Origin of the sequence: Mycobacterium gastri (assembly GCF_002102175.1) — a bacterium.
Taxonomy (GTDB): domain Bacteria; phylum Actinomycetota; class Actinomycetes; order Mycobacteriales; family Mycobacteriaceae; genus Mycobacterium; species Mycobacterium gastri.
Genome location: NZ_LQOX01000121.1, coordinates 74,441 through 99,930, shown reverse-complemented (window position 1 = coordinate 99,930; position 25,490 = coordinate 74,441). Strand labels below are relative to the sequence as shown.

Annotated in this window: 24 protein-coding genes, 1 tRNA gene and 1 pseudogene; 23 read left to right on the top strand and 3 right to left on the bottom strand. The window is 64.6% G+C overall.

Translation table 11 applies throughout. The features are described from left to right. Nucleotides 1-48 precede the first annotated feature (48 nt). Nucleotides 49-684, top strand: coding sequence for a hypothetical protein (locus AWC07_RS18290; RefSeq protein ID WP_036411294.1), 636 nt, complete (start codon nt 49-51; stop codon nt 682-684). Here the strand turns inward: AWC07_RS18290 and AWC07_RS18285 are convergent. Further along, nucleotides 671-1,120, bottom strand: coding sequence for an SRPBCC family protein (locus tag AWC07_RS18285; protein ID WP_036411296.1), 450 nt, complete (start codon nt 1,118-1,120; stop codon nt 671-673). The two genes, AWC07_RS18290 and AWC07_RS18285, sit on opposite strands and share 14 nt — an antisense overlap. 81 nt (nt 1,121-1,201) lie before the next feature. Next, nucleotides 1,202-1,274: transfer RNA gene (locus AWC07_RS18280), tRNA-Arg, on the bottom strand. A 124-nt stretch (nt 1,275-1,398) separates the two neighbouring features. Between AWC07_RS18280 and argS the strand changes: the two genes are divergently transcribed. From argS to AWC07_RS18175, 21 genes and pseudogenes are all read left to right on the top strand, one after another. Beyond that, a complete protein-coding gene (gene argS, locus AWC07_RS18275; RefSeq protein WP_036411310.1) occupies nt 1,399-3,051 on the top strand; it encodes an arginine--tRNA ligase in 1,653 nt (550 codons plus the stop codon). Between the two features lie 68 nt (nt 3,052-3,119). Continuing rightward, nucleotides 3,120-4,454, top strand: coding sequence for a diaminopimelate decarboxylase (gene lysA, locus AWC07_RS18270; protein ID WP_244187628.1), 1,335 nt, complete (start codon nt 3,120-3,122; stop codon nt 4,452-4,454). A 3-nt stretch (nt 4,455-4,457) separates the two neighbouring features. Then, entirely contained in the window at nt 4,458-5,783 is a 1,326-nt protein-coding gene (locus tag AWC07_RS18265; protein WP_036411299.1) for a homoserine dehydrogenase, read from the top strand. Beyond that, nucleotides 5,780-6,862, top strand: coding sequence for a threonine synthase (thrC, locus tag AWC07_RS18260; protein WP_036411300.1), 1,083 nt, complete (start codon nt 5,780-5,782; stop codon nt 6,860-6,862). Before AWC07_RS18265 ends, thrC begins: the two co-directional genes overlap by 4 nt. Before the next feature lie 223 nt (nt 6,863-7,085). Next, nucleotides 7,086-8,033, top strand: a complete 948-nt coding sequence (gene thrB, locus AWC07_RS18255) for a homoserine kinase (RefSeq protein WP_085105181.1) — start codon at nt 7,086-7,088, stop codon at nt 8,031-8,033. Nucleotides 8,034-8,311: 278 nt separating this feature from the next. Further along, nucleotides 8,312-10,150, top strand: a complete 1,839-nt coding sequence (rho, locus tag AWC07_RS18250) for a transcription termination factor Rho (RefSeq protein WP_036411892.1) — start codon at nt 8,312-8,314, stop codon at nt 10,148-10,150. Nucleotides 10,151-10,332: 182 nt separating this feature from the next. After that, nucleotides 10,333-10,578, top strand: coding sequence for a 50S ribosomal protein L31 (gene rpmE / locus AWC07_RS18245; RefSeq protein ID WP_036411890.1), 246 nt, complete (start codon nt 10,333-10,335; stop codon nt 10,576-10,578). A 192-nt stretch (nt 10,579-10,770) separates the two neighbouring features. Continuing rightward, the gene (prfA, locus tag AWC07_RS18240) at nt 10,771-11,844 is read left to right on the top strand and encodes a peptide chain release factor 1 (protein ID WP_036413661.1); all 1,074 of its coding nucleotides are present in this window, start codon (nt 10,771-10,773) and stop codon (nt 11,842-11,844) included. After that, complete coding sequence (prmC, locus tag AWC07_RS18235; RefSeq protein ID WP_036413663.1) at nt 11,841-12,689, top strand: peptide chain release factor N(5)-glutamine methyltransferase; 849 nt, start codon at nt 11,841-11,843, stop codon at nt 12,687-12,689. The genes prfA and prmC overlap by 4 nt, the downstream gene beginning before the upstream one ends. Then, nucleotides 12,686-13,345 (top strand): L-threonylcarbamoyladenylate synthase, encoded by a 660-nt coding sequence (locus tag AWC07_RS18230; protein ID WP_036413666.1) that lies wholly within the window; start codon nt 12,686-12,688, stop codon nt 13,343-13,345. Before prmC ends, AWC07_RS18230 begins: the two co-directional genes overlap by 4 nt. Nucleotides 13,346-13,354: 9 nt before the next feature. Then, nucleotides 13,355-14,579 (top strand): annotated as a pseudogene (locus AWC07_RS18225) (glycosyltransferase family 4 protein). Between the two features lie 227 nt (nt 14,580-14,806). Continuing rightward, nucleotides 14,807-15,283, top strand: coding sequence for an ATP synthase subunit I (locus tag AWC07_RS18220; protein ID WP_036413671.1), 477 nt, complete (start codon nt 14,807-14,809; stop codon nt 15,281-15,283). After that, nucleotides 15,276-16,025, top strand: a complete 750-nt coding sequence (gene atpB, locus AWC07_RS18215; protein ID WP_036413673.1) for a F0F1 ATP synthase subunit A — start codon at nt 15,276-15,278, stop codon at nt 16,023-16,025. The genes AWC07_RS18220 and atpB overlap by 8 nt, the downstream gene beginning before the upstream one ends. Before the next feature lie 59 nt (nt 16,026-16,084). Continuing rightward, the gene (locus tag AWC07_RS18210) at nt 16,085-16,330 is read left to right on the top strand and encodes a F0F1 ATP synthase subunit C (protein ID WP_003406686.1); all 246 of its coding nucleotides are present in this window, start codon (nt 16,085-16,087) and stop codon (nt 16,328-16,330) included. 10 nt (nt 16,331-16,340) lie between these two features. After that, nucleotides 16,341-16,865, top strand: coding sequence for a F0F1 ATP synthase subunit B (locus tag AWC07_RS18205; protein WP_036413676.1), 525 nt, complete (start codon nt 16,341-16,343; stop codon nt 16,863-16,865). Between the two features lie 6 nt (nt 16,866-16,871). Then, nucleotides 16,872-18,212: a F0F1 ATP synthase subunit B/delta gene (locus tag AWC07_RS18200; RefSeq protein ID WP_036413679.1), complete on the top strand. Its 1,341-nt coding sequence runs from the start codon at nt 16,872-16,874 to the stop codon at nt 18,210-18,212. Between the two features lie 71 nt (nt 18,213-18,283). After that, nucleotides 18,284-19,948, top strand: a complete 1,665-nt coding sequence (gene atpA, locus AWC07_RS18195) for a F0F1 ATP synthase subunit alpha (protein WP_036413681.1) — start codon at nt 18,284-18,286, stop codon at nt 19,946-19,948. A 6-nt stretch (nt 19,949-19,954) separates the two neighbouring features. Beyond that, nucleotides 19,955-20,872, top strand: a complete 918-nt coding sequence (locus AWC07_RS18190; RefSeq protein WP_036413682.1) for a F0F1 ATP synthase subunit gamma — start codon at nt 19,955-19,957, stop codon at nt 20,870-20,872. 28 nt (nt 20,873-20,900) lie between these two features. Beyond that, nucleotides 20,901-22,352, top strand: a complete 1,452-nt coding sequence (atpD, locus tag AWC07_RS18185) for a F0F1 ATP synthase subunit beta (RefSeq protein ID WP_036410708.1) — start codon at nt 20,901-20,903, stop codon at nt 22,350-22,352. 33 nt (nt 22,353-22,385) lie between these two features. Next, a complete protein-coding gene (locus tag AWC07_RS18180; RefSeq protein WP_036410709.1) occupies nt 22,386-22,751 on the top strand; it encodes a F0F1 ATP synthase subunit epsilon in 366 nt (121 codons plus the stop codon). 7 nt (nt 22,752-22,758) lie between these two features. Continuing rightward, nucleotides 22,759-23,202, top strand: a complete 444-nt coding sequence (locus AWC07_RS18175) for a DUF2550 domain-containing protein (RefSeq protein ID WP_036410710.1) — start codon at nt 22,759-22,761, stop codon at nt 23,200-23,202. An 85-nt stretch (nt 23,203-23,287) separates the two neighbouring features. Here AWC07_RS18175 and AWC07_RS18170 read toward each other — a convergent pair whose 3' ends face one another. Then, nucleotides 23,288-23,890, bottom strand: coding sequence for a cob(I)yrinic acid a,c-diamide adenosyltransferase (locus AWC07_RS18170; protein WP_036410711.1), 603 nt, complete (start codon nt 23,888-23,890; stop codon nt 23,288-23,290). Nucleotides 23,891-23,961: 71 nt separating this feature from the next. On the opposite strand from AWC07_RS18170, the gene murA reads away from it, so the two are divergent. Next, complete coding sequence (gene murA / locus AWC07_RS18165) at nt 23,962-25,218, top strand: UDP-N-acetylglucosamine 1-carboxyvinyltransferase (protein WP_036410712.1); 1,257 nt, start codon at nt 23,962-23,964, stop codon at nt 25,216-25,218. Nucleotides 25,219-25,490: the final 272 nt, after the last annotated feature.

Here is a 25,490-nt window from a genome sequence, read left to right as displayed (position 1 = left end):
ATGGGGTGGTTGCGACACGACCGAGCTACTGGCCGATAGCCTCATCGCATGACCGTGGGCGAGTCCGTTGCGCAGTCGCTGCAACAGTGGGATCGAAAACTGTGGGACGTGGCCATGCTGCACGCATGCAACGCCGTCGACGGCACCGCCCGAAAACGCTATCCGGCGTTGGGAGTCGGCACCCGCTTCCGCAGAGTCATCCGGGATTCGCTCGACATCTTCGGTGTGATGGCCACCCCCGGCGTCAACCTGGAAGAAACGCGCTTTCCGGTGGCGGTGCGATCCGATCTACCGGACAAGCGCCCCGACATTGCCGACGTTCTGTTCGGGATTCACCGGTGGTTGCACGGTCACATCGACGAAAGTCCGGTTGGCTTCGAAGTAACCCCATACGTCAACGCCGGTGCGGTACTGCGTACTGCCAATGACGGCAAGATCCAGTTGACCAAGTTCGCGATCCTGGGAGTGCTGGCCGTGGCGGTGTTTGCGCCGGAGAACAAGGGCGAGTCCATCCCGTCCGACTACCAGCTGAGCTGGTTTGACCATGTGTTCTACATCAGTGTCTGGTGGGGCTGGCAAGACCACTTCCGCGAAATCGTCAACGTCGATCCGGCGTCGCTGGTCACGCTCAGCTTCGGCGACTCATGGGATCGGTGGACACCAGTGTCGGCTAGCCCGGCGTAGTCGAGAGTTGTTGTGCGAGTCGGTGCCAGCGGCGGTGACGATGGCGAAACACCAGTTTGATGAACAACCTCGTCGGAGCCCCGCGTAGCCCGTCGTCGGTTTCGATCTCGTCGGTGTAACGACAGTGGTGCTCGTCGATGGGTTCGAACGTCAAGCGGTGGTTCCAGGTGCGGACGGGTCCGCCGTGTTCGTTGGTGTAGATCTCGGTGGCATCGAGTTGCTTGATCGTCAGATGGTGGGTCCACGTGGGTATCACGCCGAACCACCACAGGCGCCCCGATGCCTGAGTGCCCACCTCGAAGTGTTCGGGGAATTGGAGATGATAGAAGCGCAGGATCGGACTGAGGACGTAGGTCGTCGTCGCTGGCTTGCGCGCCAGCGCGGCAGCCGCTTCGGCGGACATCGGCAGTTCGGTAGTTAGGGCAACCTTACTCATGCGCTTATGATGCCGCTTATGATGCACTGCGCGGTGAGGCCGGGCCAGTCCGAACGTCATGCGGCTCGTTGACCGAATACGTGCCCCCGGCAGGATTCGAACCTGCGGCCTTCTGCTCCGGAGGCAGACGCTCTATCCCCTGAGCTACGGGGGCGCACCAACACCAGGTTGCGCCATAGGGCATGAACAAGCTCCGCCAGATTAGCGCATTGCGGCGACTGCGCCGCCATCGCTATGGGTTCGAGCCCCGGGCAGCCCAGACCATAGGATGGACGTTCGTGACCCCCGCCGACCTGGCTGAGCTGCTCAAAGCCACCGCTGCCGCGGTGCTGGCCGAGCATGGCCTCGACACGTCTGCGTTGCCCCAGACGGTCCTCGTGGAGCGGCCACGCAATCCCGAACACGGCGACTACGCCAGCAACCTGGCATTACAGCTGGCCAAGAAGGTTGGTGCCAACCCGCGCGAACTGGCCGGATGGCTCGCCCAGGCGTTGACGACGGCCGACGGTATCGCCGCCGCGGAGGTGGCCGGACCGGGATTCATCAACATGCGGCTCAAGACCTCGGCGCAGGCCCAAATCGTCAAGAGCGTCATCGACGCCGGCGACCGTTTCGGGCACTCCGATCTGTTGGCCGGGCAGAAAATCAACCTGGAGTTCGTCTCGGCCAACCCGACCGGGCCGATTCACATCGGCGGCACCCGCTGGGCCGCCGTCGGCGACGCGCTGGGTCGCTTACTCACCACCCAGGGCGCCGAGGTGGTGCGCGAATACTATTTCAACGACCACGGCGCCCAGATCGACCGATTCGCCAACTCGTTGATCGCCGCCGCCAAAGGTGAACCCGTCCCGGCCGACGGCTACGCGGGCAGCTACATCACCGACATCGCCGCGCAGGTCATGCAGAAGGCTCCCGACGCGCTGAGCCTGCCTGAACCCGAGATGCGGGAGACCTTCCGCGAGATCGGCGTCGATCTGATGTTCGCCCATATCAAGGAGTCGTTGCACGAGTTCGGCACCGACTTCGACGTCTATACCCACGAAGACTCGATGCATACCAGCGGCCGGGTTGACCAGGCCATCGCGAGGCTTCGCGAGAGCGGCAACGTGTACCAGAAGGACGGCGCAACATGGTTGCGCACCAGCGCTTTTGGCGACGACAAGGACCGTGTGGTGATCAAGAGCGACGGGAAGCCCGCTTATATCGCGGGTGATCTCGCCTACTACCTGGACAAGCGGCAACGCGGTTTCGACCTGTGCATCTACATGCTCGGTGCCGACCATCACGGTTACATCGCCCGGCTCAAGGCAGCAGCGGCCGCATTCGGTGAGGATCCCGCGACCGTCGAGGTGCTCATCGGCCAGATGGTCAACCTGGTGCGCGACGGCCAGCCGGTCCGGATGAGCAAGCGCGCGGGCACCGTCATCACCCTCGACGACCTGGTCGATGCGCTCGGCGTGGATGCCGCGCGCTACAGCCTGATCCGCTCGTCGGTGGACACGGCCATCGACATCGACCTGGCGCTGTGGTCGTCGGCGTCGAATGAAAACCCGGTCTACTACGTCCAATACGCGCATGCCCGGCTGTCGGCTCTGGCGCGCAACGCCGCCGAGCTCGGGCTGATTCCCGACACCTCGCACCTGGAGCTGCTCAGCCACGACAAAGAGGGCAAGCTGCTGAGGACGATCGGCGAATTCCCACGGGTGCTCGAAACCGCGGCGACGCTCCGCGAGCCCCATCGAGTGTGCCGCTACCTGGAGGACCTGGCCGGCGACTATCACCGCTTCTACGACTCCTGCCGGGTGTTGCCGCAAGGTGATGAACAGCCCACCGACCTGCACACCGCGCGTCTGGCCCTGTGCCAGGCCACTCGTCAGGTCATTGCCAACGGGCTGGCAATACTCGGAGTCACCGCCCCGGAGCGAATGTGACCACCCATTCCGCCGGCGCCCGCCACGCCGAAGACAACCGACCAGCGCGCCCGCAGTCGACGCACGAGCTGCTGCGGTTGGCCCCGAATGTGTGGCCGCGCAACACGATTCGCGACCCATCAGGTGTTGCCTGCATTGCCGGGGTACCGCTGACCGACCTCGCTCAGGAATACGGGACTCCGCTGTTCGTCATCGACGAGGACGACTTCCGCTCCCGCTGCCAAGAGATTGCCGAGGCATTCGGCGGCGGGCACAACGTGAACTACGCCGCCAAGGCGTTCCTGTGCAGCGAAATCGCGCGCTGGGTCGACGAGGAAGGCCTCTCGCTCGATGTGGCCACCGGCGGGGAGCTGGCCGTCGCACTGCACGCCGATTTTCCGCCGGAACGAATCACCCTGCACGGCAACAACAAATCTGTCGCCGAGTTGACTGCTGCGGTCAAAGCCGGTGTCGGCCACATCGTTTTGGATTCGATGATTGAAATCGAACGCCTTGATGCCATCGCGGCGCAGGCGGGCATCATTCAGGAGGTCCTGGTCCGGGTCACCGTCGGAGTCGAGGCGCACACCCACGAATTCATCTCCACCGCACACGAAGACCAGAAGTTCGGCCTGTCGGTGGCCAGCGGAGCCGCGATGGCAGCGGTTCGACGGGTTTTCGCCGCCGACCACCTGCGACTGGTTGGCCTGCACAGCCACATCGGTTCGCAGATCTTCGATGTCGCCGGCTTCGAAATCGCCGCCCACCGTGTCATCGGCCTGCTGCGCGATGTCGTCGGCGAATTCGGTGCCGAGAAGACGGCGCAGCTGTCGATAGTCGACCTCGGCGGCGGTTTGGGCATCTCCTATGTGCCCTCTGACGATCCGCCGCCGATCAGCGACCTGGCGGCCAAGCTGAACGCCATCTTGAGCAACGAATCCGCGGCGGTCGGGCTGCCTACCCCCAGGCTGGTGGTCGAGCCCGGGCGTGCCATCGCTGGACCGGGCACCATCACGCTGTACGAGGTCGGCACCGTCAAGGATGTCGACGTGAGCGCCACGGCAAACCGGCGCTACGTTAGCGTCGACGGCGGCATGAGCGACAACATCCGCACAGCGCTGTACGACGCGGAGTATGACGTCCGCCTGGTATCGAGAGGCAGCGACGCGCCGGCCGTGCCGGCTCGCCTCGTCGGAAAGCATTGTGAGAGCGGCGATATCATCGTCCGCGATACCTGGGTTCCCGACGACATACGGCCCGGCGACCTGGTCGCGGTCGCCGCGACCGGCGCCTACTGCTATTCGTTGTCGAGCCGCTACAACCTGATCGGCCGTCCCGCCGTGGTAGCCGTACGACAGGGCAAGGCCCGCCTGGTCTTGCGCCGGGAGACGGTCGACGATTTGCTGAGTCTGGAGGTGAGGTGACCTGTGCCGGGTGAGGAAAAGCCGGTCGGCGTAGCAGTTCTCGGGCTGGGCAATGTCGGCGGCGAAGTGGTCCGCATCATTGAGGAGAGCGCTGACGATCTCGCTGCCCGAGTGGGGGCACCTCTGGTACTGCGTGGCGTCGGTGTCCGCCGGGTGGCACCCGGCCGCGGAGTACCGGTCGAATTGCTGACCGACAACATCGAAGAACTCGTCTCGCGCGAGGACGTCGACATCGTCGTCGAAGTAATGGGACCGGTGGAACCGTCTCGCAAGGCGATCCTGACCGCACTCGAGCACGGGAAATCCATCGTCACCGCGAACAAGGCCCTGTTGTCCACGTCCACCGGTGAACTGGCCCAGGCCGCCGAAAGCGCGCATGTCGACCTCTATTTCGAGGCGGCCGTCGCCGGAGCCATCCCGGTGATTCGCCCGTTGACGCAGTCGCTTGCCGGTGACACGGTGCTGCGGGTGGCCGGCATCGTCAACGGCACCACCAACTACATCCTCTCGGCAATGGACAGCACCGGCGCCGACTACGAGAGCGCCCTGGCCGACGCGAGCGCGCTGGGCTACGCCGAAGCCGACCCCACCGCCGACGTCGAAGGCTACGACGCCGCGGCCAAAGCCGCGATCCTGGCGTCCATCGCGTTCCACACCCGGGTGCACGCCGACGACGTCTATCGCGAAGGCATCACCAAGGTCACGCCGGCCGACTTCGAGACCGCCCACGCCCTGGGCTGCACCATCAAGCTGCTGTCCATCTGCGAACGGATCACCGATGACGATGGACAACAACGAGTCTCGGCTCGCGTTTATCCGGCTCTGGTACCGCTGACGCATCCGCTCGCCACCGTCAACGGCGCATTCAACGCCGTGGTGGTCGAAGCCGAGGCCGCGGGCCGGCTGATGTTCTACGGTCAGGGCGCCGGCGGTGCGCCCACCGCGTCGGCGGTGACCGGCGACCTGGTGATGGCGGCGCGCAACCGGGTGCTCGGCAGCCGTGGGCCACGCGAATCCAAGTATGCCCAACTGCCCATCGCACCAATGGGTTTGATCTCAACCCGCTATTACGTCAGCATGAACGTCGCCGACAAGCCAGGTGTATTGGCCTCGGTTGCAGCGGAATTCGCCAAACACGATGTGAGCATCGCCGAGGTTCGCCAGGAAGGCGTAGCGGGCGAAGGCGGCAAACGGGTGGGTGCCCGAATCGTGGTCGTCACCCACCTGGCTACCGACGCCGCGCTTTCGGAAACCGTTGCGGCGCTAGCCGATTTGGATGTCGTACAGGATGTGACGAGCGTGCTGCGACTGGAAGGAACCGGCCTGTGACCACCCCGCGAACTGCCACCCACCAGCCCTGGCCGGGCGTGATCGCAGCCTATCGCGATCGGTTGCCGGTGGGCGACGACTGGACCCCGGTCACCCTTCTCGAGGGCGGCACCCCGCTGATCGCGGCGACCAGGATCTCCGAACAGACCGGTTGCACAATTCATCTCAAGGTCGAGGGACTCAACCCCACCGGCTCCTTCAAGGACCGCGGCATGACGATGGCGGTCACCGATGCGCTGGCCCGCGGACAGCAGGCCGTATTGTGCGCGTCGACCGGAAATACCTCGGCGTCGGCGGCGGCCTACGCTGCCCGCGCCGGCATCACCTGCGCGGTGCTGATACCGCAGGGCAAGATCGCGATGGGCAAGCTGGCCCAGGCGGTTATGCACGGCGCCAAGATCATTCAGATCGACGGCAACTTCGACGACTGCCTGGAGCTGGCCCGAAAGATGGCCACCGATTTCCCGACGATCTCGTTGGTCAACTCGGTCAACCCGGTCCGCATCGAGGGCCAGAAAACGGCGGCTTTCGAGGTCGTCGACGTGCTGGGCGCCGCGCCCGACGTGCACGCGCTTCCGGTCGGCAATGCCGGCAACATCACCGCGTACTGGAAGGGCTACACCGAGTACCACCGCGAGGGAGTGATCGACAAGCTGCCCCGCATGCTCGGCACGCAGGCGGCCGGCGCAGCGCCTCTGGTACTCGGCAAGCCGGTGAGCCACCCGGAGACCATCGCCACCGCCATCCGCATTGGCGCTCCGGCGTCGTGGACGCAAGCCGTCGAGGCACAGCAGCAATCGAACGGGCGCTTCCTGGCCGCTACCGACGAGGAGATCTTGGCCGCATATCACCTGATCGCTCGCACCGAAGGCGTCTTCGTCGAGCCCGCGTCCGCGGCCAGCGTCGCCGGCTTGCTCAAAGCCATTGACGACGGTTGGGTGGCCCGCGGGTCGACGGTGGTGTGCACGGTGACGGGCAACGGTTTGAAGGATCCCGACACGGCGCTCAAGGACATGCCGGTGGTGTCTCCGCTGCCGGTTGACCCGGTCGCCGTTGTCGAGCAGCTGGGCCTGGCCTAATGGCGATCGCAAGCGCGGCGCAGCCGCGGGCAGCGGGTCGCCATCGATCAGGCCCCGTGGCGATCGCAAGCGCGGCGCAGCCGCGGGCAGCGGGTCGCCATCGATCAGACCCCGTGGTGATCGCAAGCGCGGCGCAGCCGCGGGCAGCGGGTCGCCATCGATCAGGCCCCGTGGTGATCGCAAGCGCGGCGCAGCCGCGGGCAGCGGGCCCGATGAAGGCCTGTTGGTGACCCAGTCACTGCCTGCCGGGCTGGCGGCGAGTGCCGTGGTGGCGGCATCCAGCGCCAACCTCGGCCCGGGATTCGACAGTATCGGTCTGGCATTGAGCCTCTATGACGAGATCGCTGTCGAAACAACGGATTCCGGCTTGACGGTGATGGTCGAGGGGGAAGGTGCCGATCAGGTACCACTGGGTCCCGAGCACCTGGTGGTGCGCGCTATCCGGCACGGGTTGCGGGCCGTTGGCGCCCAAGCCGGGGGCCTGGTGGTTCGCTGCCGCAACGCCATCCCGCACTCCCGCGGTCTCGGCTCTTCCGCAGCAGCTGTCGTCGGTGGCCTCGCAATTGTCAATGGCCTTGTGGAACAGGTTGATTCGAAGCCCTTAAGCGAGGCTCAACTGATCCAGCTTTCCTCGGAGTTCGAGGGTCATCCCGACAACGCTGCGGCCGCGGTGCTCGGGGGTGCGGTGGTCTCCTGGATCGACGGCACGGGTGATCGCCCCGACTACGCGGCCGTGCCGCTGCGCCTTCATCCCGATATCCATCTCTTTTCGGCGATTCCCGAGGAGCAGTCGTCGACCGCCGAGACTCGAGTGCTGCTTCCGGCTCAGGTCAGCCACGACGAGGCACGTTTCAACATCAGCCGCGTCGCGTTGCTGGTGGTCGCCCTGACCCAACGGCCCGATCTACTGATGCCGGCCACGGAAGATGCGCTCCACCAACCCCAACGTGCGCCGGCGATGCCGGCATCGGCGGAATATTTGCGGCTGCTGCGGCGTCATAATGTCGCAGCGACGATCTCGGGGGCTGGTCCAGCGCTCATCACCATGACGACGGAGCCGGAACTGCCCTCAGAAGCGGTGGAGTACGGCGCCGCACATGGATTCACCGTCACTGCGATGACTGCCGGAGACAGAGTTCGCTGGAGCGAGGGAGTCGCCACCATTGATTGATCCATAGCGCCACGCGAGCGTTTGCTTGCTTCCCGCCAGGAAGCGGGTTATCCTCGGAGCCGTCCAGCAATCGCAGCATCTGCATCTGCACACATACTGCCTTGCCGCTAGGACAACCACCAATTCTTCTCGTGAACGAGGTTCGCCTTATTCGCCGCCGATCCTGGCGATCACCGTTGCAGAGTCGATTATTGGGCGCACTCGGCGATTTGGCTGAATGCTCGGCCTAATGCAAGAACCCCCGTATGACGTGATCAGCGGGGGAAGAAAGGAAATCCGTGACTGATACGGACCTCATCACGGCTGACGAAAGCACCGGCGCTGATAAGCAGCCGGAATCCGTGACCAAAGACACTTCAGACGTCAATACCATGGCGCCGGGGGGCTCATTGTCCACCATGGTGTTGCCCGAGCTGCGTGCCCTGGCTAACCGAGCCGGCGTCAAAGGGACGTCGGGTATGCGCAAGAACGAACTGATCGCCGCAATTCAGGAGATCACCGCGCAGGCCAACGGTGCCTCGGCCGGCTCGACGTCAACCCAAGACTCCGATCGATCGGAGCCGACCGTGACCGCGAAGGCAGCCGCTGCTGAAGAGGCCGACGTAGCGGGCCAGAGCGACTCGGGTGAGACCCAGCGACGCGAACGGCGCAAGTCTTCGCGTGAGGCGGGCACATCCGCGGCCGAATCGGGTGACGAAGCTGCTGCCGGGGAGGATGCGGCCACCACTGACGAGGACGCCGAGGGCCGGCGGGGCCAAGGAACCGCCAAGGTCGGCGAGCGAGGCGACAGAACCGACGAGCGGGAAGAGTCGGGCGGCGAGCCGCAAGGCTCAGGTGGCCAGCAGCCCCGCGGCGAGGAGGACGGCGAAGGACGGCAGGGTCGCCGGGGCCGCCGGTTCCGCGACCGCAGGCGTCGTGGTGAACGGTCGGGTGAAGGCGCCGAAGCCGAGGTGCGGGAGGACGATGTCCTTCAGCCGGTGGCCGGCATCCTCGACGTGCTTGACAATTACGCATTCGTGCGCACGTCCGGCTATCTGGCCGGCCAGCATGACGTCTACGTGTCGATGAACATGGTGCGCAAGAACGGGTTACGCCGTGGTGACGCGGTGACCGGTGCCGTCCGGGTGCCCCGAGAAGGAGAAGCGGGCGACAAAAATCCGCGGCAGAAGTTCAACCCGCTGGTACGCCTGGACAGCGTCAACGGCGGATCGGTGGAAGACGCCAAGAAGCGTCCTGATTTCTCCAAACTGACGCCGCTGTACCCCAACCAGCGGCTGCGCCTGGAAACCACGCCCGACCGGCTGACCACCCGGGTCATCGATCTGATCATGCCGATCGGCAAGGGCCAGCGCGCGTTGATCGTCTCGCCGCCCAAGGCCGGTAAGACCACCATCCTGCAGGACATCGCCAACGCCATCACCAGGAACAACCCGGAATGCCACCTCATGGTCGTGCTCGTCGACGAGCGGCCCGAGGAGGTCACCGACATGCAGCGATCGGTCAAGGGCGAAGTCATCGCCTCGACGTTCGACCGGCCGCCGTCGGACCACACCTCGGTCGCCGAGCTGGCGATCGAGCGTGCCAAGCGGCTCGTGGAACAGGGCAAAGACGTCGTGGTGCTACTCGACTCGATCACCCGGTTGGGCCGTGCCTACAACAACGCGTCGCCCGCGTCGGGCCGGATCCTGTCCGGCGGTGTCGACTCCACCGCGCTGTACCCACCCAAGCGCTTCCTAGGCGCGGCCCGCAACATCGAGGAAGGCGGCTCGCTCACCATCATCGCCACCGCGATGGTCGAGACCGGGTCCACCGGTGACACGGTCATCTTCGAGGAGTTCAAGGGCACCGGCAACGCCGAGCTCAAGCTGGACCGCAAGATCTCAGAGCGCCGAGTTTTCCCGGCCGTCGATGTGAACCCCTCGGGCACTCGCAAGGACGAGCTCTTGCTCTCGCCAGACGAGTTCGCCATCGTGCACAAGCTGCGCCGCGTGCTGTCGGGCCTGGACGCCCACCAGGCCATCGACCTGTTGATGTCGCAGCTGCGCAAGACGAAGAACAATTACGAATTCCTCGTCCAGGTGTCGAAGACCACACCGGGCAACATGGACAACGACTAGCCGGCTGATTTCGGGCCGTCGCGGGGAATGCGCGGGCGCATCCCGGTGTTTGGGCTGATGGTGATTGAGCTGGCATAATCGTCGCTTGACCACCAGAACCACTTCGGGTTCTCGAGTTCGGCCTGACCAGCCACAGCCGAACGCCGGGGGCACGACGAGCGGCAACGATCGAAGAGGACAGCATGAAATCTGACATTCATCCCGCCTACGAGGAGACCACCGTGGTGTGTGGATGCGGGAACACGTTTCAGACTCGCAGCACCAAGTTGGGCGGCCGCATTGTGGTTGAGGTTTGCTCGCAGTGCCACCCGTTCTACACCGGCAAGCAGAAGATCCTCGACAGCGGTGGTCGGGTGGCCCGCTTCGAAAGGCGTTATGGCAAGCGCAAGGTCGGGGCGGACACGGACGAAGCCGCAGCCAAGAAGTAGCCGGATCACCGACGCCCGAACTGTGCGAGCCGGTGCACAGGCCGGGCGTCGGTTCGTGTAGCTGACTGGCCGGTTCTTCCCGCAAGCTCATGCGGGTACACGCCAGGTCCGGCAAAGCGGGAAGACTCCCCGCGAACTACCCGGCCCGCAATCGTCGCCGGGTGCACGGTGACAGCTGGCAGGAGGTGTGACATGACGCAACCGGTGCACACGATCGACGTCCTGCTGGCCGAGCACGCCGACCTCGAGCGTGCGCTGTCCGATCCGGAATTGCACAGCAACCCCGGTGCGGCACGCAAAGCCGGACGCCGATTTGCGTTGCTCGCACCGATCGTCGCCGCTCACCGCAAACTGATAGCCGCCCGCGAAGACCTGGAAACCGCGCGCGAGCTGGCCGCCTCCGACGACTCGTTCGTAGCAGAGGCCGCCGAATTGGAGGCTCGGGTAGCCGAACTGGATGCCCAACTCACCGACATGCTGGCGCCGCGCGACCCGCACGATTCCGACGACATCGTGCTCGAAGTCAAATCCGGTGAGGGAGGCGAGGAGTCGGCGCTGTTCGCCGCCGACCTGGCCAGGATGTACATCCGCTACGCGGAGCGGCACGGTTGGACCGTGACCGTATTGGATGAGACCACCTCGGATCTGGGCGGTTACAAGGACGCCACGCTCGCCATCGCGAGCAAGGGGGATTCAGCCGACGGCGTGTGGTCGCGAATGAAGTTCGAGGGTGGAGTACACCGGGTACAACGGGTCCCGGTGACCGAATCCCAAGGGCGCGTGCATACTTCGGCGGCCGGTGTGCTGGTCTACCCGGAACCTGAAGAAGTGGGCGAAGTCCAGATCGACGAGTCGGATTTGCGCGTCGACGTCTACCGATCCTCGGGCAAGGGTGGCCAAGGGGTCAATACCACCGACTCCGCGGTGCGGATCACCCACCTACCCACGGGAATCGTCGTCACCTGCCAAAACGAACGATCTCAGCTGCAGAACAAAACCCGGGCGTTGCAGGTGCTGGCCGCCCGGCTGCAGGCGATGGCCGAGGAGCAGGCGCTGGCCGACGCGTCGGCGGATCGGGCCAGCCAGATCCGCACGGTGGACCGCAGCGAACGCATCCGCACCTACAACTTCCCGGAGAACCGGATCACCGATCACCGAATCGGTTACAAGGCATACAATCTCGATCAGGTTCTGGACGGCGACCTGGATGCGTTGTTCGACGCACTGGCTGCGGCAGACAAGCAGGCTCGGTTACAACAGTCATGACCTCGCTGCGCCACGCGATCGACTCGGCTGCGGCCCTGCTGGCCGAAGCCGGGATCGACTCCGCGCGTTGGGATGCCGAGCAGTTGGCCGCTCATCTGACTGGCACCGAGCGCGGTTTGCTTGCCCTGCTCGACCACGCCCCCGGTGCCGAGTTCTTCGCGCAATACCACGACATCGTCGCCGCGCGGTCGCGGCGGGTGCCGCTGCAGCATCTCCTCGGGACGGTGTCGTTCGGCCCGGTGGAGCTGCATGTCGGCCCGGGTGTATTCATACCGCGTCCCGAGACCGAGGCGATGTTGGAGTGGGCCACCGCGCAACCGCTTCCGCAGCGAGCGGTCATCATCGACCTGTGCACCGGTTCCGGCGCACTGGCGGTCGCACTGGCCCGGCACCGGCCGGCCGCGCGAATCATCGGTGTCGACGACTCCGCGGCGGCTTTGGAATACGCCCGCCGTAACACCAAGGGCAGCAACGTCGAACTGATCCGAGCCGACATCAGCACACCCGGCTTGCGGCCCGACCTCGACCGCCGGGTCGACCTGGTCATCGCCAACCCGCCCTATGTTCCCGACAATGCCAGTGTGGAACCCGAAGTAGCCCAACATGATCCGCAGCACGCCGTGTTCGGCGGCCCGGATGGGATGGCGGTGATTGCCCACGTCGTACGGTTGGCCGGACGGTGGCTGCGTCCCGGCGGCCTGTTGGCTGTCGAGCATGACGACACCACTTCCGGATTGACCGTCGAATTCATCAGCACCACAGGCCGTTTCGAGAACATAAAGGCACACAAAGACCTGGCCGGACGGCCCCGGTTCGTGACGGCCGGCATGCGGGATGCGTCATGACGCCCGCCGAGCTGTTCAACTGTGCCGGCCCCGGCCAGCGCTCCGACGGAATCAGCGCTGCCGTCGCGGCGCTCAAGGCGGGCCGGCTGGTTGTCATGCCGACGGACACGGTCTACGGAGTCGCCGCCGACGCCTTCGACCGCACCGCAGTCGACGCGCTGCTCGCGGCGAAAGGGCGGGGAAGCGATATGCCGGTGGGGGTACTGGTCGGCTCCTGGCATACGATCGAGGGACTGGTCTATTCCGTGCCGCCCGGAGCGCGCGAGCTGATTCGCGCTTTCTGGCCCGGAGCGCTGAGCCTGGTCGTGGTGCAAGCACCATCGCTGCAGTGGGATCTCGGCGATGCGCGCGGCACCGTGATGCTGCGGATGCCGTTACACCCGGTCGCCATCGAATTGTTGCGTGCGGTGGGGCCGTTGGCGGTGTCCAGCGCCAACGTCTCGGGCCAACCGGCGGCGGTGGACGCCGACGACGCGCGCCGCCAGCTCGGCGACCGCGTCGACGTCTATCTCGACGGGGGCCCGTCCGCACAGCAGGCCGCCTCGACGATCGTCGACCTGACCGGAGCCTCCCCGCGCATTCTGCGGCCGGGCCCGGTGACCGCGGAACGGATCGCCGACGTTCTCGGGGTGGACGTGGCGACGCTGACCGCCTAGGCCCGCTGGTTGTTCAGGTCTCAGGTCAAGTACGGTCTCGATGGTGTCCAGCGATGTGGCCAGCCTTGCCGGTGGTTTGCTCGCACTTTCTGTACGCAGCGCCGGTGTGCCGCTGCGTGAGCTCGCCCTGGTGGGACTGACCGCAGCGATCGTCACCTATTTCGCGACGGGGCCGGTTCGGGTGCTGGCGACTCGGCTGGGCGCCGTCGCCTATCCGCGCGAACGGGACGTGCACGTGACGCCGACCCCCAGGATGGGGGGACTGGCGATGTTCCTCGGCGTCGTCGCCGCCGTTTTCCTCGCTTCCCAGCTTCCCGCCCTTACCCGGGGGTTCGTCTATTCCACCGGCATGCCCGCGGTGCTCGTCGCAGGTGCCGTCATCATGGGGATCGGCCTGATCGACGACCGTTGGGGACTTGACGCGTTGACCAAGTTCGCCGGTCAGATCACCGCCGCCAGTGTGCTGGTCACCATGGGAGTGGCGTGGAGTGTCCTCTACATCCCGCTGGGTGGCGTCGGAACCATTGTGCTGGACCAAGCGTCCTCGATCCTGCTCACCCTGGCGTTGACCGTGTCGATCGTCAACGCGATGAACTTTGTCGACGGCCTCGACGGGCTGGCGGCCGGGCTTGGCCTCATCACGGCGCTGGCGATCTGTATGTTCTCGGTGGGCCTGCTCCGCGACCACGGCGGTGACGTGCTGTTCTACCCGCCGGCGGTGATCTCGGTGGTGCTTGCCGGGGCGTGCCTCGGCTTTCTGCCGCACAACTTTCACCGGGCCAAGATCTTCATGGGTGATTCCGGTTCCATGCTGATCGGGCTGATGCTGGCTGCCGCCTCCACCACCGCGGCCGGCCCGATCTCGCAGAACGCCTACGGCGCTCGCGACGTGTTTGCTCTGCTGTCACCGTTTCTGCTCGTGGTGGCCGTCATGTTCGTGCCGATGCTGGACCTGCTGCTGGCAATCGTTCGGCGTACCCGTGCGGGCCGCAGCGCCTTCAGCCCGGACAAGATGCACCTGCACCACCGCCTGCTGCAGATCGGTCATTCTCATCGCCGGGTGGTGCTGCTGATCTACCTATGGGTGGGCATCGTTGCGTTCGGCGCGGCGAGCACGATCTTCTTCGACCCACGCCACACCGCGGCGGTGATGCTGGGCGCGATTGTCATCGCCGGCATCGCGACGGCGATCCCGCTGCTGCGCCGCCGCGACGACTTCTACGACGATGAGTAGTAGTGCCGTTGACCTTGTGGTACGGTGCAGCTAGAACCCCGCAAAGAATCTCGCGGGCTGCCGGCCACCCGGCCTGTCGGATGCGTATCCGACCACGCCGATCGACGACCGACACAGGGAGCTACCCCTTGGGTGATTCCACCGCGACCCTTGCGATACGCTCGGCGGGCCATCGCTCAGTCGATCGGTCGGTTTCCGCTCCGTCTACCCGGGATTGAGGTGCTGCAGTGACGACACCAGCGCAGGACGCGCCGTTGGTGTTTCCCTCTGTTGCTTTCCGCCCGGTTCGCTTGTTGGTCATCAGCGTTGCACTGACCGCGGCGGCAATGCTCGTCGCCGGCCTGGGCGGGCACCTGATGGTCGGGGTGTTCTTGGGTGTCGGCCTGCTGCTGGGTTTGCTCAACGCCCTCTTGGTCCGGCGCTCGGTCGAGTCGATCACGGCAAGAGAGCATCCGCTGAAGAGCTCGATGGCCCTTAACTCCGCGTCGAGGCTGGCGATCATCACCGTTCTCGGGCTGATCGTGGCCTACATTTTCCGGCCCGCTGGGTTGGGGGTGGTGTTCGGACTCGCGCTCTTCCAGGTGTTGCTGGTGGCAGCGACCGCACTGCCGGTCTGGAAGAAGCTCCGCACCGGAGCGGGCTCAGACAGCGGCGTATTGACGGCATCTGAAGGGACGGAAGTGAGGAGCCCCAGCGATGACTGAGTCGATCCTGGCCGCTCAGATCGAGGTCGGCGAGCACCACACCGCCACCTGGCTCGGTATGACAGTGAACACCGACACCGTTCTTTCGACGGCCATCGCCGCGGTGATCGTCATCGCGCTGGCGTTCTACCTGCGCTCCAAAGTCACGTCGACGGATGTGCCGGGCGGTGTGCAGTTGTTCTTCGAGGCCATCACCATCCAGATGCGCAATCAGGTCGAAGGCGCCATCGGTATGCGGATCGCACCGTTCGTGTTGCCGCTGGCGGTGACCATCTTCGTGTTCATCCTGATCTCCAACTGGCTCTCCGTCCTCCCGTTGCAGTACACCGACAAGCACGGGCAGACCACCGAGTTGCTCAAACCGGCCGCTGCCGACATCAACTATGTGCTGGCGCTGGCCCTGTTCGTGTTCTTCTGCTATCACGCGGCCGGCATCTGGCGCCGGGGTATCGTCGGGCACCCGATCAAGCTGCTCAAAGGGCACGTGGCGATCCTCGCGCCGATCAACGTCGTCGAAGAGCTCGCCAAGCCGATCTCGTTGTCGCTCCGTCTTTTCGGCAACATCTTCGCCGGCGGCATCCTGGTCGCGCTGATCGCACTGTTTCCGCCGTATGTCATGTGGTTGCCTAATGCGATCTGGAAATCATTCGACTTGTTCGTCGGCGCCATCCAGGCGTTCATTTTCGCCCTGCTGACGATCTTGTACTTCAGCCAAGCAATGGAGCTTGAGGAACACCACTAAGACGTACCGCTACCGAATCCTGGTCAACCGCTACCAGAGTCACCAAGGAGGATAAGAGAATGGACCCCACTATCGCTGCCGGCGCCCTCATCGGCGGTGGACTGATCATGGCCGGTGGCGCGATCGGCGCCGGTATCGGTGACGGCGTCGCCGGTAACGCCCTGATCTCCGGTGTCGCCCGTCAGCCCGAGGCGCAAGGACGGCTGTTCACGCCGTTCTTCATCACCGTCGGTTTGGTCGAGGCGGCCTACTTCATCAACCTGGCGTTCATGGCGCTGTTCGTTTTCGCCACGCCCGTCAAGTAATTCGGCTGTGATGGGTGACCTGAACTCGATTGTTCTGGCCGCCGGCCAGGCAGCGTCGGGGGCGGAAGAAGGCGGCAAGAACCAAAACTTCCTCGTTCCCAACGGCACCTTTTTCTTCGTGCTGGCCATCTTCCTGGTGGTGCTCGGCGTCATCGGCACTTTCGTCGTGCCGCCGATCCTCAAGGTTTTGCGGGAACGTGACGCCATGGTGGCCAAGACATTGGCCGACAGCAAGAAGGCGGCCGAGCAGTTCGCCGCGGCCCAGGCCGATTACGAAGAGGCCATGAGGGAAGCCCGAGTCCAGGCGTCGTCCTATCGCGACAATGCGCGGGCCGAAGGTCGTAAGGCCGTCGAAGACGCGCGCGCCCGTGCCGAACAAGAAGTGGCATCGACGTTGCAAACGGCCAACGAGCAATTGAAGCGCGAGAGGGACGCCGTGGAATTGGATCTACGCGCCAATGTGGGCACGATGTCGGCGACGCTGGCCAGTCGGATCCTGGGCGTCGACGTCACCGCCTCGGCCGCAACGAGGTAGTCAATCATGTCGACATTCATCGGACAGCTGGTCGGGTTCGCGGCCATCGTGTTTCTGGTGTGGCGTTATGTTGTGCCGCCCGTGCGGCGTCTGATGAGTGCCCGGCAGCAGACCGTGCGCCAGCAGTTGGCTGATTCGGCCGCCGCGGCCGACCGGCTGACCGAATCGACGACGGCGCACAGCAAAGCAGTGAAAGCCGCTACCGCGGAGGCCGAACGGGTGGTCGAAGAGGCCACGACGGACGCCACGCGCATCACCGAACAAATGCAGGCCCAGGCCGAGGTCGAGGCCGAACGCATCAAGGTCCAGGGCGCTCGTCAGGTCGAGTTGCTCCGCACCCAGTTGACCCGTCAGCTGCGCCTGGAGCTCGGCCACGAATCCGTGCGCCAGGCAGGCGAGCTGGTTCGCAACTACGTTGCCGAGCCGGCCCAGCGGTCCGCCACGGTCGACCGCTTCCTCGACGAGCTCGACGCTATGGCGCCGGCGGCTGCCGAAGTCGAATATCCGGTCGCCGCGAAGATGCGATCGGCTAGCCGACGGGCACTGCAAAGCCTGGTCGACAAATTCGGCACGCTCGCCAAGGGCCTCGACAATGATGGGTTGTCAACCCTCGCCGACGAGCTGGTGTCGGTTGCCAAGTTGCTGGATCGGGAAATCGTCGTCACGCGCTATCTCACCGTGCCGGCCGAAGACGCGACACCCAGGGTCCGGCTGCTGGAGCGGCTGGTCTCCGGCAAGGTCGGTAATGCCGCTCTCGATGTCTTGCGGGCAGCCGTTTCGGAGCGGTGGTCGGCGAACTCCGATTTGATCGACGCCATCGAGCACGTGTCGCGGCAAGCCCTGTTGGAGATCGCCGAGCGTGAGGGTCAGGTCGACGAAGTCGAAGACCAGCTGTTCCGATTCTCGCGCATCCTCGATGCGCAGCCGCGACTTTCCATCCTGCTCGGCGACTACGCCGTCGCGCCCGAAGGCCGTATCCGGTTGTTGCGCAACGTGCTTGACCGCGCAGGCAGCAGTGTGAATCCGATCGCGCTCTCGTTGCTGTCCCAGACGGTCGAACTCTTGAGAGGTCAGCCGGCCGAAGACGCGGTACTGCTGCTCGCCGAAGTTGCGGTGGCCCGGCGCGGTGAAGTCGTCGCGCAAGTCAGTGCGGCGGCCGATCTCACCGACGCGCAGCGCACCCGGGTGACCGACGTGCTGAGCCGCATCTACGGTCACCCCGTCACCGTGCAGCTGCAGATCGACCCCGAACTGCTCGGAGGTCTGTCCATCGCGGTCGGTGACGAGGTGATCGACGGTACGCTCTCGTCTCGTTTGGCCGCCGCCGAGGCTCAATTACCCGACTAAAGACCTAAAGACGAAGCCCGATTGAAAACCCGAACTAGTCAGCACAATCCGAAGCAGGAAGACGAAAAGCCATGGCCGAGTTGACAATCTCCGCTGATGACATTCAGAGCGCGATCGAAGAGTACGTAGGCTCCTTCACCTCGGATACCGCCCGTGAGGAGGTCGGCACCGTCATAGACGCCGGCGACGGTATCGCACACGTCGAAGGTTTGCCTTCGGTCATGACGCAGGAGCTACTCGAGTTCCCGGGCGGGGTCCTCGGCGTGGCCCTCAACCTCGACGAACACAACGTCGGCGCGGTGATCCTCGGTGACTTCGAGAACATCGAGGAAGGCCAACAGGTCAAGCGCACCGGCGAAGTCCTGTCGGTCCCCGTCGGCGACGCGTTCTTGGGTCGAGTGGTCAACCCGCTCGGCCAGCCGATCGACGGGCGCGGAGACATCGATGCCGAGACTCGGCGGGCGCTGGAGCTTCAGGCCCCCTCGGTGGTGCAGCGGCAAGGCGTCAAGGAGCCGCTGCAGACCGGTATCAAGGCCATCGACGCGATGACCCCGATCGGCCGTGGACAGCGCCAGCTGATCATCGGCGACCGCAAGACGGGCAAGACCGCGGTGTGCGTCGACACCATCCTCAATCAGCGGCAGAACTGGGAGTCCGGCGACGAGAAGAAGCAGGTGCGCTGCGTCTACGTGGCCATCGGGCAGAAAGGCACCACCATCGCCGCCGTCCGGCGCGCATTGGAAGAGGGCGGGGCCATGGATTACACCACCATTGTCGCGGCGCCGGCGTCGGATTCGGCAGGCTTCAAATGGCTTGCGCCCTATACGGGTTCGGCCATCGCCCAGCACTGGATGTACGACGGCAAGCACGTGCTGATCGTCTTCGACGACCTGACCAAGCAGGCCGAGGCATATCGGGCGATCTCGCTGCTGCTGCGGCGCCCGCCCGGCCGCGAAGCCTATCCGGGTGACGTGTTCTACCTGCACTCGCGGCTCCTGGAGCGCTGCGCGAAACTGTCCGACGACCTCGGTGGTGGCTCGCTGACCGGTCTGCCGATCATCGAGACCAAGGCCAACGACATTTCGGCCTACATCCCGACGAACGTCATCTCGATCACCGACGGGCAGTGCTTCCTGGAGACCGACCTGTTCAACCAGGGTGTCCGGCCGGCCATCAACGTCGGTGTGTCGGTGTCCCGCGTCGGCGGCGCCGCACAGATCAAGGCGATGAAAGAAGTGGCCGGTTCGTTGCGGCTGGACCTTTCGCAGTACCGCGAGTTGGAAGCCTTCGCTGCTTTTGCCTCGGACCTGGACGCCACCTCGAAGGCGCAGCTGGACCGTGGCGCCCGGCTGGTCGAGCTGCTCAAGCAGCCTCAGTACCAGCCGATGCCGGTGGAGGAGCAGGTCGTCTCGATCTTCCTGGGCACGGGAGGTCATCTGGACTCGGTTCCGGTCGAAGACGTCCGGCGCTTCGAAACCGAACTGCTGGACCACATTCGGGCGTCCGAAGAGAAGTTGTTGAGCACAATCCGTGACACCCAGAAGCTGACCGAGGAGACCGAAAAGGCGCTGACCGACGTCATCAACCACTTCAAGAAGGGTTTCGCGGCCTCGACCGGTGAATCGGTGGTCCCTGACGAGCACGTCGAGGCCATGGATGAGGAAGAGCTGGAAAAGGAATCGGTGAAGGTCAAGAAGCCCAAGGCCGAGAAGAGGGAAAAGAAAGAGAAGAAGTAGCGCGCAATGGCTGCCACACTTCGCGAACTGCGCGGACGGATCCGCTCGGCCGGCTCGATCAAGAAGATCACCAAGGCCCAGGAGCTGATCGCAACGTCGCGTATCGCCAGGGCACAGGCTCGGCTGGGGTCAGCTCGGCCTTACGCCGAGCAGATCACCCAGATGCTCACTACCTTGGCCACAGACGCCGCCCTCGACCATCCGCTGCTCGTCGAGCATCCCGAGCCGAAACGGGCCGGGGTTTTGGTGGTGTCCTCCGACCGAGGGCTGTGCGGCGCGTACAACGCTAACGTCTTTCGCCGCGCGGAGGAGCTGTTCTCCCTGCTGAGGGAGGAAGGCAAGCAGCCGGTCCTCTACGTTGTCGGCCGTAAAGCGCTGGCCTACTACACCTTTCGGCACTGGAATATCACCGAATCGTGGTCGGGCTTCTCCGAGCAACCCAAGTACGAAAATGCCGCGGAGATCGCCTCGACCCTAGTCGAAGCGTTCATGATGGGCACCGGGTACGGCGAAGACCAGCAAACTGATAGCGACCAAGGTGTGGACGAACTGCACATCGTCTTCACCGAGTTCAAGTCAATGTTGTCGCAGTCGACCGAGGCCCGCCGGATGGCCCCGATGGTGGTCGAATACGTCGAGGAAGAGCCCACCCCGCGCACGCTGTACTCCTTCGAACCGGACGCGACGACGCTGTTCGAATCCTTGCTGCCGCGATACCTGACCACTCGGGTGTATGCCGCCCTGCTGGAATCCGCGGCATCGGAGTTGGCATCGCGGCAACGAGCGATGAAGTCGGCCACCGACAACGCCGACGACCTGATCAAGGCCCTGACGCTGATGGCGAACCGCGAGCGGCAGGCCCAAATCACCCAGGAGATCAGCGAAATCGTCGGTGGCGCAAATGCGCTCGCAGACGCCCGCTAGGTAGCCCCACGAGGAAGCGAAGAAAGATATGACTGCTACAGCCGAAAAGACTGACAAGCCGGAGCGCTCAGAGACCAGCGGCCGCGTGGTGCGGGTCACCGGCCCCGTCGTCGACGTCGAGTTTCCGCGCGGCTCCATCCCGGAGCTGTTCAACGCTCTCCATGCCGAGATCGACTTCGAATCACTCGCCAAGACGCTGACGTTGGAGGTGGCCCAGCACCTCGGCGACAACCTGGTGCGTACCATCTCGCTGCAGCCCACCGACGGACTGGTCCGCGGTGTCGAGGTGACCGACACCGGCAAGCCGATCTCGGTGCCGGTCGGTGAGGCCGTAAAGGGCCACGTCTTCAACGCGCTGGGAAACTGTCTGGACGAGCCCGGCTACGGAGAAGAATTCGAACACTGGTCGATTCACCGCAAGCCGCCGGCTTTCGAGGATTTGGAGCCCCGGACCGAAATGCTCGAGACCGGTCTGAAGGTTGTCGACCTGCTGACCCCGTACGTGCGCGGCGGCAAGATCGCGCTGTTCGGTGGCGCCGGCGTCGGCAAGACGGTGCTGATCCAGGAGATGATCAACCGCATCGCCCGCAACTTCGGTGGTACGTCGGTGTTCGCCGGTGTCGGGGAGCGCACCCGCGAGGGCAACGACCTGTGGGTCGAGCTTCAGGAAGCCAACGTGCTGAAGGACACCGCACTGGTTTTCGGCCAGATGGATGAGCCGCCCGGCACCCGTATGCGGGTCGCGCTGTCCGCGTTGACAATGGCGGAGTGGTTCCGCGACGAGGCCGGCCAGGACGTGCTGTTGTTCATCGACAACATCTTCCGGTTCACCCAGGCCGGTTCGGAGGTCTCCACGCTGCTCGGCCGGATGCCGTCTGCGGTGGGATACCAACCGACCCTGGCCGACGAGATGGGTGAGCTGCAGGAGCGCATCACCTCCACGCGGGGGCGATCCATTACGTCGATGCAGGCGGTCTACGTGCCCGCCGACGACTACACCGACCCGGCGCCGGCGACGACGTTCGCCCATCTGGATGCCACCACCGAGCTGTCGCGTGCGGTGTTCTCCAAGGGCATCTTCCCGGCGGTCGACCCGCTGGCGTCGAGCTCCACCATCCTAGACCCCGGCGTCGTCGGTGACGAGCACTACCGGGTGGCTCAGGAGGTCATTCGAATCCTGCAGCGCTACAAGGACCTTCAGGACATCATCGCCATTCTGGGTATCGACGAGCTGTCCGAAGAGGACAAGCAGCTGGTGGGACGCGCGCGGCGGATCGAGCGCTTCCTCTCGCAGAACATGATGGCGGCCGAGCAATTCACCGGTCAGCCGGGTTCGACGGTGCCGGTGAAGGAAACTATCGAGGCGTTCGACCGGTTGACCAAGGGCGAATTCGACCACGTTCCCGAACAGGCCTTTTTCCTGATCGGTGGCCTCGACGACCTGGCGAAGAAGGCGGAAAGTCTCGGTGCAAAGCTGTAACGAGCATCCGACCGAGCCGAAAGGTGGTGTGCCATGGCGGAATTGAACGTTGAATTTGTTGCCGTCGACCGCAAGATCTGGTCCGGCAAGGCAACGTTCCTTTTCACCCGCACCACGGTCGGTGAGATCGGCATCCTGCCGCACCACATTCCGCTGGTGGCCCAGTTGGTCGACGACGCAATGGTTCGTCTAGAGCGGGAGGACGATAAGGATCTCCGCGTCGCCGTCGACGGCGGGTTCCTGTCGGTAACCGAAGACGGAGTCACCATTCTCGCCGAATCCGCGGCATTCGAGTCGGAAATCGACGAGAGCGCTGCCAAGCAGGACGCCGAGTCAGAGGATCCCCGGGTCGCCGCCAAGGGACGTGCGAGATTGCGCGCTATCGGCGCGATCGACTGATACGTCGATGAGCGTGCCCATGGTCGGCATGGTCGTGCTCGTTGTCCTGTTGGGTGTTGCCGTGCTCGCCCTAAGCTATCGGCTGTGGAAGCTACGTCGTGGCGGCACGGCGGGAATCATGCGAGATATCCCCGCGGTCGGAGGTCACGGTTGGCATCACGGCGTCATCCGCTACCGTGGTGCCGAAGCCGCTTTCTACCGGCTGTCCAGCCTGCGCTTGTGGCCGGATCGCCGGCTCAGTAGGCGAGGCGTCGAGATCGTGGCCCGGCGGGCGCCACGCGGCGACGAGTTCGACATCATGACCGACGAGATCGTCGTTCTGGAACTGCGTGACACGACCCAGGATCGTAGGTCGGGGTACGAGATCGCGTTGGACAAGGGGGCGTTGACCGCGTTCCTGTCGTGGCTGGAGTCGCGTCCTTCACCGCGCGCACGACGTCGCAGTGTCTAGCTTCGTCGGCCTCGAAAATCCAAGCGCCCGAAGCTATCTGCCAGTGGTCATGGCGACCTGGGGGGCGCTGGAATAGCTGTGCTGCCTACTTTTCGGGCTTGTCTTCTCCGGAGGCACCGCCCGGCCGCCACATCAGATCACCTCCCGGGTTGGCCACCCTGGACAGAATGAAGAGCAGATCAGAAAGCCGGTTCAGGTACTTCGCCGGCAAGACGCTGACCCCTTCCTGATGGGCGCTGACAGCGGCCCATGCCGACCGCTCGGCTCGGCGCACTACCGTCCGGGCGACGTGCAGCAGGGCCGATAGCGGTGAACCGCCCGGAAGCACAAAGGAATTCAGTGCCGGCAGGGCCTCGTTATATGTGTCGCACCATCCTTCGAGCCGGTCGATATAGGTCTGGGTGATCCGCAGCGGGCGGTGGGCGGAGTTTTCCACCGGCTCTTTCAAGGGGGTGGACAGATCCGCGCCGACGTCGAACAGATCGTTTTGGATCTGTCGCAGCACGTCGGTCAGCTGGCGGTCCGGGTTTCCCAGTGCCACGGCGACACCGATCGCGGAGTTGGCCTCGTCGCAATCCGCGTACGCCACTAGGCGAGCGTCGGTTTTCGCAACCCGTGAGAAATCGCTCAACCCGGTGGTTCCGTCGTCGCCGGTACGGGTATAGATGCGGGTCAGGTGTACAGCCATAGCAAAAACGGTACCGGGCCGACTTGGTTGGCCGACTGACAAGCCGATAGCGCTTCACTAGACTGACCCGGGTGGCGGAGCGATTCATGGTGACTGGTGGCAACCGGTTGTCGGGCGAAGTCGCCGTCGGAGGCGCGAAAAACAGCGTTCTCAAGCTTATGGCCGCGACACTGCTGGCCGAGGGCACCAGCACAATCACCAACTGCCCGGACATCCTCGATGTGCCGCTGATGGCGGAAGTACTGCGTGGACTGGGTGCCACCGTCGAGCTCGACGGCGACGTTGCGCGGATCACCTCACCGGACGAACCCAAGTACGACGCCGACTTCGCTGCCGTACGCCAGTTTCGGGCCTCGGTCTGCGTACTGGGACCCTTGGTCGGGCGATGCAAACGGGCCAGGGTCGCGCTCCCCGGTGGCGATGCGATCGGCTCGAGGCCGCTGGATATGCATCAGGCAGGCCTTCGGCAACTGGGTGCGCGGTGCAATATCGAGCACGGGTGTGTGGTGGCCCAGGCAGAAACGTTGCGCGGCGCGGAGATTCAGCTGGAGTTTCCCTCGGTGGGAGCTACCGAGAACATCTTGATGGCCGCCGTATTGGCCGAGGGTGTGACCACCATTCACAACGCCGCGCGTGAACCCGATGTTGTCGACCTGTGCACGATGCTGAATCAGATGGGCGCACAGGTGGAAGGTGCCGGTTCGCCGACGATGACCATCACCGGCGTCCCGCGGCTGTACCCCACTGAGCATCGCGTGATCGGGGACCGCATCGTCGCTGCCACCTGGGGCATCGCCGCGGCCATGACACGTGGCGACATCACCGTGACCGGCATCGACCCGTCGCACCTGCAACTGGTACTCCACAAGTTGCACGACGCGGGCGCTACCGTCACCCAAACCGATGACAGCTTCCGCATCGTGCAGTACGAGCGCCCTAAGGCCGTCAACGTTGCGACCTTGCCGTTCCCCGGTTTTCCGACCGACCTGCAGCCGATGGCGATCGCGTTGGCATCGATCGCCGACGGCACCTCCATGATCACCGAGAATGTGTTCGAGGCGAGGTTCCGGTTCGTCGAAGAGATGATCCGGTTGGGGGCTGACGCTCGCACCGACGGCCACCACGCGGTTGTACGTGGCCTGCCACAACTATCCAGCGCACCCGTCTGGTGCTCGGACATCCGGGCGGGGGCCGGCTTGGTCCTGGCCGGTCTCGTCGCAGATGGTGATACCGAGGTCCACGACGTGTTCCACATCGACCGCGGCTATCCGCTGTTCGTCGAGAACCTGGTCAGTCTGGGAGCTGAGGTCGAGAGGGTATGCTCCTAGATGCGCCCCGGCAGCCCCGGCAGCCCCGGTCACCTCTCGAAGTTGGTCGGAAACGGGGCTTGACCAGGCCGCCAGAATCGTATTAAGCTGGCAGGGTTGCCCCGAAGCGGGCGAAGACAAGTGAGCGTGTTGTTTGAGAACTCAATAGTGTGTTTGGTGTAATTGTTTGTTGTTGTTTTTTTGACTACGCCGTTCACTCCCCGTGTGAGGCGTAGTCGTATATTCAGATGCCAGTTATTGGCGTCTTGTCAGGTATCTCTGATTGTAAATTC